Source organism: Streptacidiphilus sp. MAP12-16 (assembly GCF_041262165.1).
Lineage (GTDB): Bacteria > Actinomycetota > Actinomycetes > Streptomycetales > Streptomycetaceae > Streptacidiphilus.
The window spans coordinates 171,608-185,177 of sequence record NZ_JBGCBY010000011.1 but is presented as its reverse complement, the minus strand read 5'-3'; the positions used below and the strand labels follow the sequence as shown (position 1 = coordinate 185,177).

12 protein-coding genes are annotated in these 13,570 nt (G+C 70.0%); 9 read left to right on the top strand and 3 right to left on the bottom strand.

Translation table 11 applies throughout. The features are described 5' to 3' along the window. The first annotated feature begins 138 nt into the window (after window positions 1-138). The 3 genes from ABIA33_RS17265 to ABIA33_RS17255 all read left to right on the top strand — a co-directional run bounded on the left by ABIA33_RS17265 (window position 139) and on the right by ABIA33_RS17255 (window position 4,756). Window positions 139-1,371: a cytochrome P450 gene (locus tag ABIA33_RS17265; protein WP_370082401.1), complete on the top strand. Its 1,233-nt coding sequence runs from the start codon at window positions 139-141 to the stop codon at window positions 1,369-1,371. Between the two features lie 176 nt (window positions 1,372-1,547). Continuing rightward, window positions 1,548-3,572, top strand: a complete 2,025-nt coding sequence (locus ABIA33_RS17260; protein WP_370082399.1) for a DHA2 family efflux MFS transporter permease subunit — start codon at window positions 1,548-1,550, stop codon at window positions 3,570-3,572. A 221-nt stretch (window positions 3,573-3,793) separates the two neighbouring features. Next, window positions 3,794-4,756 carry a peptidoglycan-binding protein gene (locus ABIA33_RS17255; RefSeq protein ID WP_370082397.1) on the top strand — a complete coding sequence of 321 codons (963 nt, stop codon included), beginning with the start codon at window positions 3,794-3,796 and terminating at the stop codon, window positions 4,754-4,756. A 3-nt stretch (window positions 4,757-4,759) separates the two neighbouring features. Here the strand turns inward: ABIA33_RS17255 and ABIA33_RS17250 are convergent, their stop codons facing one another. Further along, the gene (locus ABIA33_RS17250) at window positions 4,760-5,344 is read right to left on the bottom strand and encodes a TMEM165/GDT1 family protein (RefSeq protein ID WP_370082395.1); all 585 of its coding nucleotides are present in this window, start codon (window positions 5,342-5,344) and stop codon (window positions 4,760-4,762) included. Window positions 5,345-5,688: 344 nt separating this feature from the next. Between ABIA33_RS17250 and ABIA33_RS17245 the strand changes: the two genes are divergently transcribed. From ABIA33_RS17245 to ABIA33_RS17230, 4 genes are all read left to right on the top strand, one after another. Continuing rightward, complete coding sequence (locus ABIA33_RS17245; RefSeq protein ID WP_370082393.1) at window positions 5,689-6,177, top strand: hypothetical protein; 489 nt, start codon at window positions 5,689-5,691, stop codon at window positions 6,175-6,177. Window positions 6,178-6,273: 96 nt separating this feature from the next. Continuing rightward, window positions 6,274-7,260, top strand: coding sequence for an aldo/keto reductase (locus tag ABIA33_RS17240; RefSeq protein WP_370082391.1), 987 nt, complete (start codon window positions 6,274-6,276; stop codon window positions 7,258-7,260). Between the two features lie 186 nt (window positions 7,261-7,446). Next, window positions 7,447-9,081 (top strand): glycosyltransferase family 39 protein, encoded by a 1,635-nt coding sequence (locus ABIA33_RS17235; protein WP_370082389.1) that lies wholly within the window; start codon window positions 7,447-7,449, stop codon window positions 9,079-9,081. Window positions 9,082-9,085: 4 nt separating this feature from the next. Beyond that, window positions 9,086-9,685 carry a DUF1697 domain-containing protein gene (locus ABIA33_RS17230; RefSeq protein ID WP_370082387.1) on the top strand — a complete coding sequence of 200 codons (600 nt, stop codon included), beginning with the start codon at window positions 9,086-9,088 and terminating at the stop codon, window positions 9,683-9,685. A gap of 7 nt (window positions 9,686-9,692) precedes the next feature. Here ABIA33_RS17230 and ABIA33_RS17225 read toward each other — a convergent pair whose 3' ends face one another. After that, a complete protein-coding gene (locus tag ABIA33_RS17225) occupies window positions 9,693-10,127 on the bottom strand; it encodes a MarR family winged helix-turn-helix transcriptional regulator (protein WP_370082385.1) in 435 nt (144 codons plus the stop codon). A 147-nt stretch (window positions 10,128-10,274) separates the two neighbouring features. Between ABIA33_RS17225 and ABIA33_RS17220 the strand changes: the two genes are divergently transcribed. Then, entirely contained in the window at window positions 10,275-11,765 is a 1,491-nt protein-coding gene (locus tag ABIA33_RS17220) for a DHA2 family efflux MFS transporter permease subunit (protein WP_370082383.1), read from the top strand. Between the two features lie 15 nt (window positions 11,766-11,780). Here ABIA33_RS17220 and ABIA33_RS17215 read toward each other — a convergent pair whose 3' ends face one another. Next, window positions 11,781-12,365 carry a methylated-DNA--[protein]-cysteine S-methyltransferase gene (locus tag ABIA33_RS17215; protein WP_370082381.1) on the bottom strand — a complete coding sequence of 195 codons (585 nt, stop codon included), beginning with the start codon at window positions 12,363-12,365 and terminating at the stop codon, window positions 11,781-11,783. A 143-nt stretch (window positions 12,366-12,508) separates the two neighbouring features. On the opposite strand from ABIA33_RS17215, the gene ABIA33_RS17210 reads away from it, so the two are divergent. Continuing rightward, the gene (locus tag ABIA33_RS17210) at window positions 12,509-13,561 is read left to right on the top strand and encodes an EamA family transporter (protein WP_370082379.1); all 1,053 of its coding nucleotides are present in this window, start codon (window positions 12,509-12,511) and stop codon (window positions 13,559-13,561) included. The last annotated feature ends 9 nt before the right edge of the window (window positions 13,562-13,570 follow it).

Genomic DNA, 13,570 nt, shown 5'->3' with positions numbered 1-13,570 from the left:
GAACTGATACGCGTTCTAGTTCTGGACCCCTTTGTATTCTCCGCGACCGCACCCGCGCAAGGCTCTTGCGCGGACTAGAACGCGTTACTACCGTCGAGTCTCAGATCTGACGCCTCGTCAGTTGACTCGGAGGCCCCGATGACCTGCCCGGCTCTGCCCGACGGCTTCGACTTCACCGATCCCGACATCAACCAGCACCGGGTTCCCCTTCCCGAGCTGGCACTTCTGCGCCGCACCGAGCCGGTGTGCTGGATCCCTCAGCAGCCGGGCACCACGGGCTTCAACGACGGGGGCTACTGGGCCGTCACCAGGCACGCGGACGTCAAGGAGGTGTCGGTCCACCCCGAGACCTTCTCCTCCACGACCAACACCGCGATCATCCGCTTCCACCCCGACATCGACCCCTCCGGGATCGAGGGCCAGAAGCTGATCATGCTCAACATGGACCCGCCCGAGCACACCCGCCTCCGGCAGATCGTCCAGCGCGGCTTCACCCCCCGCGCCATCAACGCCATGCAGCAGACCCTGCGCGACCGAGCCGAACGCATCGTCTCGTCCGCGCGCAAGGAGGGGAGCGGCGACTTCGTCCGCGACATCGCCTGCGAGCTGCCGCTGCAGGCCATCGCCGAGCTCATCGGCGTCCCTCAGGAGGACCGCGCCAGGATCTTCGAGTGGACCAACAAGATGATCGCCTATGACGACCCGGAGCTCGGGATCACTCCGGAGACCGGCACGCAGTCTGCGGTCGAGCTGATGATGTACGCGATGGGCATCGCCGAAGAGCGCAAGGGCTGTCCCGCCCACGACATCGTCACCCAACTCGTCAACGCCGAGGGGCAGGGCAACCTCAGCTCGGACGAGTTCGGTTTCTTCGTCCTTCTGCTCGCCGTAGCCGGGAACGAGACCACCCGCAACGCGACCAGCCACGGGATGCACGCCCTGCTCACCCACCCCGACCAGTGGGAGCTCTACAAGGAGCGCCGCCCGCACACCGCCGCCGACGAGATCGTCCGCTGGGCGACCCCGGTGATGTCGTTCCAGCGCACCGCGACCAGGGACACCGAACTCGGCGGGGCGAAGATCGCCGAGGGCGACCGGGTCGGCATCTTCTACAGTTCCGCCAACAACGACCCCGAGGTCTTTGACCAGCCCGAGATGTTCGACGTCCTGCGGGACCCCAACCCGCACCTCGGGTTCGGCGGCGGCGGACCGCACTTCTGCCTCGGCGCCAACCTGGCCAGGCTGGAACTCGACCTGGTCTTCAACGCCATCGCCGACACCGTCCCCGGCATCCGCCTGGTGGGCGAACCGCGCCGGCTCCGCTCCGCCTGGTTGAACGGCGTCAAGGAGCTGCCGGTCCAGTACGCGTAACCCAGCACGCGTAACCCAGCACGCGTAGCCCAGTACGCGTAGCCCAGTACGCGGCCGACTCCCACGGCCGACGTCTGCAGCCGCTGACCGCGCTCGCCCGTTCGGACTACTCCACAGGCAGCCGCCCGCCTCCGCTGAAACGCTGATGGCCAGTCCACCAGGTAGCGGAGGGGTCGATGGCCCAGCAGCAGACAGCCGTAGACGGGGCAGACGCGGCACCGATCCAGGAGGAGCCGCAACGGGTCAGGCTGGTCTTCCTCGGCGTCATGCTGGGGATGTTCCTGGCGGCCCTGGACCAGACCATCGTCTCCACCGCCCTGCCCACCATCGTCGGCGACCTCGGCGGCGCCAACCACCTCTCCTGGGTCGTCACCTCCTATCTGCTGGCCGCCACCGCGACCACTCCGCTCTGGGGCAAGCTCGGCGACCTCTTCGGCCGCAAGTACGTCTTCATCATCTGCATCGTCATCTTCCTGATCGGCTCCGCGCTCTGCGGGGTGTCCCAGAACATGCTCCAGCTGATCTCCTTCCGCGCACTGCAGGGCCTGGGCGGCGGCGGGTTGATGGTGCTGGCGATGGCGGTCATCGCGGACGTGGTGCCGCCTCGGGACCGGGGTCGCTACCAGGGCGTGATCGGCGCGGTCTTCGGCGTCTCCTCGGTCGTCGGGCCGCTGCTCGGCGGCTTCCTGGTGGACAGCATCAACTGGCGCTGGGTCTTCTACGTCAACCTTCCGGTCGGCGCCGTCGCCCTGTTCGTGATCGCGTCCGCGCTGAAGGCCAAGCACCCGGACGTCCGGCCGAAGATCGACTACCTGGGCACCTTCCTGCTCGCCGCCGCCTCCACCTGCCTGGTGCTGATCGCCAGCCTGGGGGGCACCACCTGGGCCTGGAACTCGATCGAGGTCTGGGGCTGCGGGATCGGCGCCGTGCTGTTGATCGCGGCGTTCATCCTGGTCGAGCAGCGGGTGGACGAGCCGGTGCTGCCGCTGCGCCTGTTCCGCAACCCGGTCTTCACCGTCTGCTCCGGCATGGGCTTCGTGATCGGCCTGTGCATGTTCGGCGCGCTGTCCTACATCCCGCTGTACATGCAGGTCGTCAACGGCAGTTCGCCGACCACCTCCGGCCTGCGGCTGCTACCCATGATGGCGGGCCTGCTGATCACCTCCATCGGCACCGGACAGCTCATCAGCCGGACCGGTCGGTACAAGATCTATCCGATCTTCGGCACCGCGCTCACCGCGGTCTCCCTGGTGCTGCTGGCCCAGGTGGACGAGAAGACCAGCTCCACGGTCATGGGCCTCTACATGCTGGTGCTGGGCCTCGGTCTCGGCATGGTGATGCAGGTCCTGATCATCGCGGTGCAGAACGCCACCGACTTCTCCGACCTGGGCACCGCCACTTCCGGCGTGACCTACTTCCGTTCCATCGGCGGTTCGTTCGGCGCTTCGATCTTCGGCACGGTGCTCAACAACCGGCTCAACTCCAATATCTCCAGCGCCCTGTCCGACGGGACCCTGTCACCCCTGTTCCCGGTGAAGCAGGTCCTGGCCAACCCGACCATCGTGCAGAAGGTCCCGCCGGCGCAGAAGCCCCTGGTCGAGCCCTTCCTGCACATCTACGCGGTCTCGCTGCAGACGGTGTACCTGGTGGCGGCCGGGATCGCGGTGGTGGCGTTCGTGCTGTCGCTGTTCCTGCGCGAGGTGCCGCTGCGCACGGCCAACCGCACGGCGCAGCAGGGCGAGGCGGCCGGGCTGCTCACCTCCCGGACCTCAGCGGAGGAGATCGAGAACATGGTCACCCGGCTCGCCAGTCGGGAGAACATCTGGGAGCGCTACGGCCGGGCGATCGACCGGGCGGGTGTGGACATCGGCGTCCCGCAGGCGTACGGGCTGTTCCGGTTGCACAACGCGGGGCCGATCTCGGAGGAGGAGATCTGCCGCCGCAACAAGGTGACGATCGACGAGGTCCGGCCCAAGCTGGACACGATGCTCGCCGCCGGGCGGATCCAGAAGGACGGCTCCGGGCTGATCACGCTGACCCCGGAGGGCGACGAGATCGTCAGAAAACTCACGGAGGCGCGGCTGGCCCTGCTGAACGAGAAGCTCGAGGGCTGGTCCCCGGAACAGCACGCGGACCTGGTGGCCATGCTCAAGGAGTTGGCCGACAACTCGATGGACGCGCCGGGGCGGGTGCTGTCGTGACGTCAGGGGGAGACACCGGCGGCGCGGAACCGGGCGAAGAAGAGGTGGTGGACGGATCTGCCCTGTCGCAGGGTTGTCCTGCATAATCGGTCACCGTTCGACAGACGGTGGAGGGGAAGATGGCGGGTCAGCTCTGTGGCGTGTGCGGCAGGCCGCAGACGGCGGACCGGTGCGGGTGTGGAGAGGGAGGCGGGGGCGAGGCCGAGACTACGATCATCCCGGTGGTCGGCGGTCCCGAGCTGGTCCGTCCCTATGTGCATCCGGTCGAGTCGGTCGACCCGGCAGAGGGCGAGGAGTACCTGCCGCAGGGGGCTGAGGCGGTCTACCCTCCGTACGCCGTGCAGCCGCCGGTGCGCCCCGACGGCCAGACGCGCGACACCGCACTGTTCCCGGCGGCCGCGCAGTTCTCGGAAGCCGCGCAGTTCTCCGGGCCCGCGCAGTTCTCCGAGTCCGCCCCGATCCCGGAGCCGCGCTCGGGTGGTCAGCTCGTCCCCTACCGGCCGGGCGGGCCGGTCGCCCCCTACGCCGCCGGCGGGGGCGGGGTCGACAGACGCTCCGCGGTCGGTCCGCCGACGGCGGGCCGGGGGCGGCGGGCCGCCCTCATCGGTGCGGGCGCGCTGGCCGTGGCGGGCCTGGGCGTCGCCGCGGCGCTGGTCCCTCATCTGCTCGGCGGAGGAACGGTCAATGAGGCCATGCCTCAGCCCGGAGTGACGGCGCCGCTGCCCAGTTCCGGATCGGACGCGGCATCCGCCTCCGTCTCGCCCCAGGCCGTGTCGGCCCACCCCTCGCTGACCGCCCGTCCGACGGCGTCCCACACACTCGTCCACCGCACTGCCAAGCCGACCCCGTCGTCCTCGGCGGTCGCCTCCGCCTCCCCGAGCCGTTCCGGCGTCACCCCGCCCAAGAGCACAGCGTCCAGCAGCCCGGGGGCCACCGGCCCCACGTCCGCCGCCCCCGGTGCCGGCGCGCAGAGCCTTCAACTCGGTGACCAGGGCCCTGCGGTGGACACACTCCAGAGCCAGCTGCGCGACCTGGGAATCACCAATCGCAGTCCGACCGGGACCTTCGACCAGCGCACCGAGCGGGACGTCGAGCAGTTCCAGTACTGGTACAACGTGCAGGGCGACCCGGCCGGCGTCTACGGGCCGAACTCCCAAGCGATGATGGCCTCCCTGCAGCGATAACGGTCACCCGGTGACCGCTCCGAAGAGACTCACTGCGGCCAGCACCAGCATGATCACGGCTGCCACCCTGGTGATCACGCGCAGCGGCACGTGCTTCATCAGCTTCTGGCCGCCGACGATCGCGAGCGCGGACACGGCGCACAGGGCGAGCCACGAGCCCAGGCCGACGGCCAGCGGATCGGTGTACTTCGCCGCCAGGTTGGCCGTGGTGATCTGGGTCAGATCACCGAACTCGGCGATCAGGACCACCAGGAAGCCCGTGCCGGCCACTCGCCAGAAGCCGGTCGAGGTCGGCTCCTTCACGGCGCCCTCCTCCTCGTCCTCCTCCTTCTGCAGCAGGAGCATCAGCGCCCCGCCGAGAAAGAGCAGGCCGACGACGGTCTCCAGCCAGCGGTGCGGAAGCAGCGCCAGCAGGCTGCCGGCCGCGATGGCGAGGCCCACCTGCACGGCCATGGCGGCGGCGATGCCGACGAAAACGTAGCCGGCGCGGTAGCGGGTACCGAGCACCAGGCTGGCCAGGGCGGTCTTGTCGGGCAGTTCGGCGAGGAAGATGATGCCGAAGGTGATCGCGGCGACGGTGATGCTCACGTCAGGGACGTCCTTGAAGGTCAGAAGTACTGCCCTGCCTTCAGGATCCGTTTTCGGGGTCGCTTCGGCACGGCAGCACTCGCGGCGGTTCAAACAACCTGGAGTACTGCGGCCGAAGGTCTCACCAGCACCGTTCGCACGATGCCCCGGGCGCCGGGCGGTCCACGCAGAGCGCGGGCCAGCCAGTATGTCGACGGTCCGGTGGGGGCTACTCCCCTTCGATCGGGGCAAGCCTACCGGACTGCTCCGGATGAGTGGTTCCGTGCAGCCGGAGGGGTGAGGATGATGTGAGCACGGCAGTACGCGAGAATCGAACGCGACCGACTCACGGGGGAGAGATCACCTTGCCGTTCATAGCAGAGCTCAGCAGGTCCGAGCACGGAACGACGCCGCGGACCGCCGCGCCGCAGCCGGGCACGACCCAGTCCAGCCCGCCGCGGCGCGCTCTGCGCGGTCTCACCGCGGCGGTGGCCGCGTCCACGCTCGCCTTCGGCGCGCTCGTCCTCGGCGCCGGGACCGCCTCGGCGAAGTCCGGCATAGCCGTGACGGTCTCCACCCACGCCCTGCGGCTGGGCCAGTCGGTGCACGTCACCGGCACCGGCGGCGACGACGGCATGCGCCTCACCTACTTGTGCATCGACCAGAAGACCGCCTGGAGCGGCTGGCGCACCATCGCCTGCAACTGGCGCCCCTTCCAGACGGTGGCGGTGGACGTCCGGGCCACCGGGCGCGGCTCGGAGCAGTTCCGGGCCCGGCTGTTGGGACGCCACTACGTCGGCGGGCCACTGGTGCAGGATCGAATCTCCAGCCCCACGGCCGTTCTGGTGCACTGACACTGTTCGGTGCCGCATCTTCCGTGCCGCACCGTTCAGTACCAGCGACTATCGGCGCCCTCGACAACGGGACCGGGTTGGGGTGAGGGTGGTGTCATGGAGTACACCTCACTCGGCCGCACCGGCCTGTCCGTGTCCCGCCTCTGCCTGGGCACGATGAACTTCGGTCCGCTCACCACCGAGGCTGACGCCCACCTGATCATGGATGCCGCGCACCAGGACGGCATCAACTTCTTCGACACAGCCAACGTCTACGGCTGGGGCGAGAACAAGGGCCGGACCGAGGAGATCCTCGGCACCTGGTTCGCCGAGGGCGGGGGCCGCCGCGAGCGCACCGTCCTGGCCACCAAGCTCTACGGCAACATGAACGCCGAGGGCCACGACAAGTGGCCCAACGAGGACAAGCTGTCCGCGCTGAACATCCGGCACGCCGTCGATGCCAGCCTCAAGCGCCTCCAGACCGACTACATCGACGTCTACCAGATGCACCACGTCGACCGGGCCACGCCGTGGGAGGAGATCTGGCAGGCCATGGAGGTGCTGGTCGCCCAGGGCAAGATCCTTTACGTCGGCAGCAGCAATTTCGCCGGCTGGCACATCGCCACCGCCCAGGCCGCCGCCGCCAAGCGCGACTTCCTCGGCCTGGTCGCCGAGCAGTCGCTCTACAACCTCCTCGCGCGCACGGTCGAGTTGGAGGTGCTGCCTTCGGCCGAGTACCACGGTCTCGGCGTCATCCCCTGGTCCCCGCTCCAGGGCGGGCTGCTGGGTGGCGTGCTGCGCAAGGCCGGTGAGCAGGGCGGTCGGAGCGCGGACCGTGCAGCGAAGTTGACGGTGGCTCAGCGCGAACAGCTGCAGGCGTACGAGGACTTCTGCGACAAGCTGGGCCACGAGCCGGGCACGGTCGCCCTCGCCTGGCTGCTGCACCAGCCCGCCGTCACCGCACCCATCGTCGGCCCGCGCACGGGTGGACAGTTGGACACCGCGCTGAAGGCGCTGGAGCTGAAGCTCGACTCGGCGGCCCTGGACCGACTCGACGAGATCTTCCCCGGTCACCGCCCGGCCCCGGAGGACTACGCCTGGTAACCGCTGTGCCTGGTAACCACCGCGCGCGGCAACCGTCGCAGCGGTCGCACCCGGTCGGCACGGCCGCCGGGTGCGACGGTTTCCTTACGGCGGGCGAGTCGCAACGTCTCACACACGGACTGCTAATAAACCAGCGCTACGATCCGAGTCTGCCGACTCCTGGAGACGACGATCAACGAGGTGTACGTGTCCTCCCCCGTAACGATCCGTCCGCCTGTCCCCACAGGCAGGCCGGGCGTGTTCCTCTGGGGCGGGCCCGCGCTGGTGACGCTCCTCCTCTCGCTCTTCCACTCGGCCCGGGCGGCACTGTGGCGCGACGAACTCGCCAGCATCAGCGCCGCGACCCGCGGCCTCGGCCAACTGTTCTCCCTGCTCGGGAACGTGGACGCGTCCACCGGCTTCTACTACCTCCTGCTGCACTTCTGGACAAGCCTGTTCGGCGACTCGCTGACGGCCCTGCGGCTGCCCTCCGCGCTGGCCATGGCCGCGGCAGCCGCACTGACCACGCGGATCGGGGTGCGGCTGTACGGGCGCGCGGTCGGCGTCGTCGGCGGACTGCTGTTCGCGCTGACCCCCAGCGTGTCCAGATACGGCCAGGAGACACGGTCCTACGCCTTCGCACTGATGGCCGTGGCGCTCGCGACGCTGCTCCTCCTCCGCGCCCTGGAACTGCAGAGTCCGGGCCCCGAGCAGGACCGGCAGGACCAGCCGCGCGCAGGTTCCGCCGGCCCCGACCCACTCGGGGAGCGCAGGCAGCGCATGGTTCGCAGGCGCCGGTGGGTCGCGTACTCCGCCGCGCTGGTCCTGGTCGGCGCCTTCCACCTGGTCGCCCTGGCCTGCCTGGCCGGTCACGCGGCGGGTATCCTCGTCCACTGGTGGCGCGAGCGTCGGCGCGATCTGCTGCTGTGGTTCGGGGGCGCGGTCGCCGCCGCGGCGGCCGTGCTGACACCGCTGGCGGTGCTCGGGCACGCCCAGGTGGGGAGCCAGTTGTTCTGGCTCGACTCACCCAACCTCAGCACCCCGGTGCATGATCTGCGGGTACTCTGGCCGACCCTGTTCGCCTCGTACGGGTACGCGGTCATGATGCTCGTGCTGATCTGCGCCGCCGGACTGCTGACCTGGCGGCAGCGGCGCAGCGCGCTGCTGCTGCTGGCCGCGTGCGCGGTGCTCCCCGTCCTCGCCGTCCTGGTGATCTCGGAACTCGGCACGTCCTACTTCCTCGCCCGGTACCTGCTGTTCACGCTTCCCGCCTGGTGCCTGCTCGGTGCGGTCGGGCTGGTGGGCGTCGCGCGCCAGGTGGCCGTCCGCACCTCGGCTCGGACGCCGCAGCGCATCGTGGCGGCGGCCGCGGTGCTCGGCCTGGCGCTGGGCGCCGTGCTCTCCTTCCCCGACCAGCGCGAACTGCGCAGCTACGGCGCACACGAGTGGACCCGCTACCCCCGCGGAACCGCGCCCGACTACTGGGCCTACCAGGCGGCCGCGGACACTCTCGCGAAAGCGGCCCGACCCGGTGACGGGGTGTACTACGGCGGGTGGGACGGCTACATGATCGGCACGGGCGTGCAGTACTACCTTCGTTCCCGGGTGCGGCTCGACCAGTTCCTGGCGACCGAGTCGCCCGAGCAGAACGGGAGTTACAAACCGACCATCTGCGTCAACCGGGTTCCCTGCATCTCCGTCGCTCCGCGCCGGATCTGGCTGGTGGAGCCGGGTCCGATCACCGCGAGCGACAAGACCTGGGCCACCAAGGGCCAGTACGCCACCGCCGCCACGTACCACCTCTCCCGCATTGACGTGATCCTGATGACGAGGAAGGGCTGACGACGTGGCCGAAGGCGTGGCACAGGACACCTACATCGCGTTCCTGCGGGCGGTCAACGTGGGCGGACGCAAGGCACCGATGGCACTGGTACGGGAGTTGTTCGCCGAGCTGGGACTGCGCGACGTCCGCAGCTACATCGCCAGCGGGAACGTGTTCTTCACGCTCCCGGAGTCGGGCCCGGCGCCGGCCGCGGGGGCGGGCGGCGCCGACCGTCCCGGGCTGACCCGGGCGATCGAGGAGCGCCTGCGCACTGGCTTGGGATTCGAGGTGCCGGTGATGCTGCGGACGGTGGCGGAACTGGAGGCCGCGCTGCTGGAGTCGCCGTTCGACCAGGTCGAGGTCACCCCCGAGGTGCGGCTGAGCGTGGTGTTCACCTCCGCGCCGCTCACCGGACTGACGCTGCCGCTGCGTTCCCCGAAGGGGGACTGGGAGGTGCTGGGCACCAGCAGGACGTCGTCCGAGCTGTTCGTCGTGATGCGGCTGGAGAAGGGCCGACTGGGCGGGAACCCGATCGCGGGCATCGAGAAGAACTTCGACGTCCTGGCCACGGCGCGGTTCTTCCACACCACGGCCAAGATCCTCGCGGCGGCGCGTAAGTCCTGACGTAGCGTCAGTCGACGACCGCTGCACGGATGGTGGCGAGAAGTTCGCGCAACCGCGCGCGGCCCTCCGGGTCGAGTCCGCCGGTCGCGACGGCGAGGGCGTCCCGGTCGACGACCTCTGCCTCGGTGTGCCGCTCGCGCCCGAGCGGGGTGAGGGCGAGCAGGAACGCCCTGCGGTCGAGGGGATGCCGTACGCGCTCGACGAGGCCGTCCCGTTCGAGGCTGTCGACGACGGTGGTGGCAGTCCGGGCGGCCACGCCGAGCATCTCGCTGAGGTCCCGCATCCGCAGCGGCTCCGGGGCGGCGGCGAGCATCCGCATGGCGCGGAGCCGGGCGACGGAGGCGCCGTGCTCACGCAGGCGCGCGTCGACGTAGGTGCGCAGCCGCTGGGTGGTGGCGTAGAGCTCGTCCACGAGGACGTCACTGCTGCCGGGTGGCTTCATCCGCAGCCCCCTCCATTCTTGTGAGTCCACTCATAGTGAGTATGCTCAGTATGTGCGGGAGGCCCGGACAGCCCGGACCGACCCGCCCCGTTTCCGTGCCGCTGCCGTCACGATGATCTCCCATGCGCCCACAGGACTGGTCCCCCCATGGCCCACCGCCGCCTCAGCCAGCGTGTCGTCGTCCCCATCATGTCCGTCGCCACCGTCTTCATCGTGATCGTCGACGGTGCCATCACCACCGTGGCCCTTCCCGCCATCGGCGGCCAGTTCCATCTCGCACCCTCCGGCCTGGACGGGGTGGTCGTGGTCTACCCGGTCTGCGTCGGCATGGCCGTCCCGGCATCCGCCTGGCTCGGCGAACGCCTCGGCGGGAAGCGGCTGCTGCTGTTCTCCATGGGGCTGTTCGCCCTGTCCTCCGCACTGTGCGGGGCGGCGGGCAGTCTCGGTGAACTCGTGCTGTTCCGGGCGCTGCAGGGTCTCGCCGGCGGCATGCTGACACCGGTGGCGAGCGCACTGCTGTTCCGCACCTTCTCGGCACGTGAACGCGTCCGCGCCTCCCGGGTCATGATCATCCCTCAGCAGATCGCCCCAGCCCTCGCCCCGATCCTGGGCGGGGTGCTGGTCGACGGGCTCTCCTGGCGCTGGGTGTTCTACGTCAACCTGCCGTTCGGGCTGCTCGCGGTGCTCTTCGGGTGGTACTTCCTGGACGAGCACCGCCTTGACGAGCACCGCCTCGACGCCCGCCCGAACGCGCGCGGTTCCGGCGCGAGCCGGGCTCCGCGCTTCGACCTGCCCGGGCTGCTGCTCTCCGCCGCCGGGCTGGCCTCGCTGACCTACGGAGTCTGCGCGGGCGCCCAGCGCGGCTGGACCTCCCCCGAGATCCTCACCGCCCTCGTGGCGGGAACCGTGCTGCTCGCGGCGACCGTGTGGGTGGAGCTCCGCACCGCCGAGCCGATCCTGCGGCTGCGCCTGTTCCACGACCGGCTGTTCCGCGACACCAACCTGATCAACCTCGTCGGCCTGGTGCCGATCCTGGGCGCGATGTTCCTCGGGCCGCTGTTCCTCCAGGAGGCGCTGGGCGTCAGCGCGCTGGACTCCGGCACCAGCACCTTCACCGAGGCGTTCGGCGTCCTGCTCACCGTGCAGGTGGTCGGCGTGCTCTACGCGAGGGTCGGCCCGCGCGTGATCATCGGCACCGGGCTGCTCGGCGTCGCCGCCGTGCTGGTCCTGCTGTCGACCTGTGACCTGCACACCAGCCTGTGGACCTTCCGGCTCTACATGTTCCTCCTCGGCATCGCCATGGGCGGGGTGTTCATGCCGACCACCGTGGCCTCGCTCAGCACCGTAGCCAGGGCCGACGTGAGCCAGGCGTCGACGCTCAACACTGTCGTCCGGCAGACCTCGTCGGCACTCGCCCCAGCTGTGGTGACCACCCTGCTCATGACCGGCGAGGCGGTCGGCGCGGCAGGCCGCTCCGGTCCGCCCGTCTCCACCTACCAGGACACCTACCTGGTACTGGCCGCCATCGCCTTGGCATCCTCCGTCTTCGCCTTCACCCTGCGTGACGGCGCGGCACGTCGGGCGGCAAGTTACGGCATTCCGCAGCCGTCCGAGGCCGAGGCCGCACCGGTCGGCTGACCGGTGCGGCTCCACTCAACTCGGGCCGTCCCAGTCCAGCGTGGGCGCGAGGACCCCCTCCAGGGTGAGCAGCCAGCGCTTGACCTCCATACCGAGCGGGCCACCACCGAACCCACCTATGCCATCGGCCGCCACCACCCGATGGCAGGGCACCAGTAGGAACACCGGGTTGGAACCCATGATCGACCCGACCGCGCGCGCCGCGAGCGCATGCTCGCCCGGCCCGTCCTCGAACACTCCGCTGCGGGTGGCCAGTTCTCCGTAGGTGACGGTCTGCCCGTAGCCGACCGTCCGGTGCAGCGTCTGCAGCACCGCGCGCTGCGGACCCGTGGTGAGTCGCCAGTCGATCGGCAGTTCCAGGTCGCGGCGGCTGCCGCCGAAGTACTCGGCGAGCCGCTGCGCGACCAGCCGGGCCTTGGCGTCGTCCTCGGTTCCGGTCGAGACCTGGTCTCCTGCCCGGCCGGGAGCCGTACCTATGAGGCTCGCCGAGGCGACGCCCAGCGCGGTGACCCCCACCCGGACCAGGCCGCTGGGCAGCGGCGTCGGGACGGTGAACCAGGCGATACCACCACCGGGCGCACCCGTGCGCGCGTCAGCCATGGTCGTCACCTCTCCACTGTCTCCGCTCTCCACTGTCTCCGCCCCGCTCCCGCCGAGGACTACGTCAGATTATCGCTGGCGTCCGACAACCGAGTGCGGTTGGCTTCTCTGGTGACGTACAGCAGCAAAACAAGGAGACATTGATGTCAGGACCCCCTGCCCAAGCCTCGTCCGGCGTCGGCACTCCGGACTCCCCCGGCTCGGGTCTCCGCTCCGCCGGTTCGGTCGGCTCCGACCTCCCCGACGCCAAGGGGCATGCCAGTGGTCATGCCGGACGGCTCGGTGGCATGACCTGGACGGCCCTCGGCCTGGTCTACGTCGTCTGGGGATCCACCTACCTGGCCATCCGCATCGCCGACCAGACCATGCCACCGTTCCTCTCCGCCGCCGTGCGCTTCCTCGCCGCCGGGCTGCTGCTCACCGGGGTGATCGCCTGGCGCTCCCGGCGCTCCGAGCGCTCCGCGCTCAAGATCACCCGACGGCAGCTGGCATCGGTCGTCCTGGTCGGGCTGCTGCTCCTGGTCGGGGGCAACGGGCTGGTCGTGCTGGCCGAGACGGTCATCCCGTCCGGACTCGCCGCACTCCTGGTCGCCGCCGTGCCGCTGTGGGTGGTGGTGCTCCGCGCCGCCTTCGGCGACCGGCCGCGCGCGGCAACGGTGGTCGGCGTGCTGCTGGGCTTCGTCGGCCTGATCGTCCTCACCGTGCCGGGGATCGCGGGCAGCGTGAAGCTCAGCGGTGTGGTCGCGGTGATCGCTGCCGCGATCCTCTGGTCCACCGGCTCCTTCGCGTCCTCGCGGCTGCCGATGCCGGTGAACCCCTTCGTGGCGAGCGCCTACGAGATGCTCGCGGGCGGCACAGGCGACCTGCTGCTCGGGCTCGGCCGGGGCGAGCAGCACCGGGTGCACCTCGCGGCGATCAGCACCAGCTCCTGGCTGGCACTGTCGTACCTCGTGGTCTTCGGCTCGATCGTCGCGTTCACCGCCTACGCCTGGCTGCTGCAGAACGCGCCGCTGTCGCTGGTCTCCACCTATGCGTACGTCAACCCGGTCGTCGCCGTCGCTCTGGGGTGGCTGATCCTCGCGGAGCCGGTGAGCTGGCCGATCGCGCTGGGTGGTGCGATCGTCGTCGCCGGGGTCGGCGTGGTCGTGAGCACCGAGCGGCGGCGCACCTCGGCGCCACCGCCCCAGGAGAACTGAGCCGCCCGG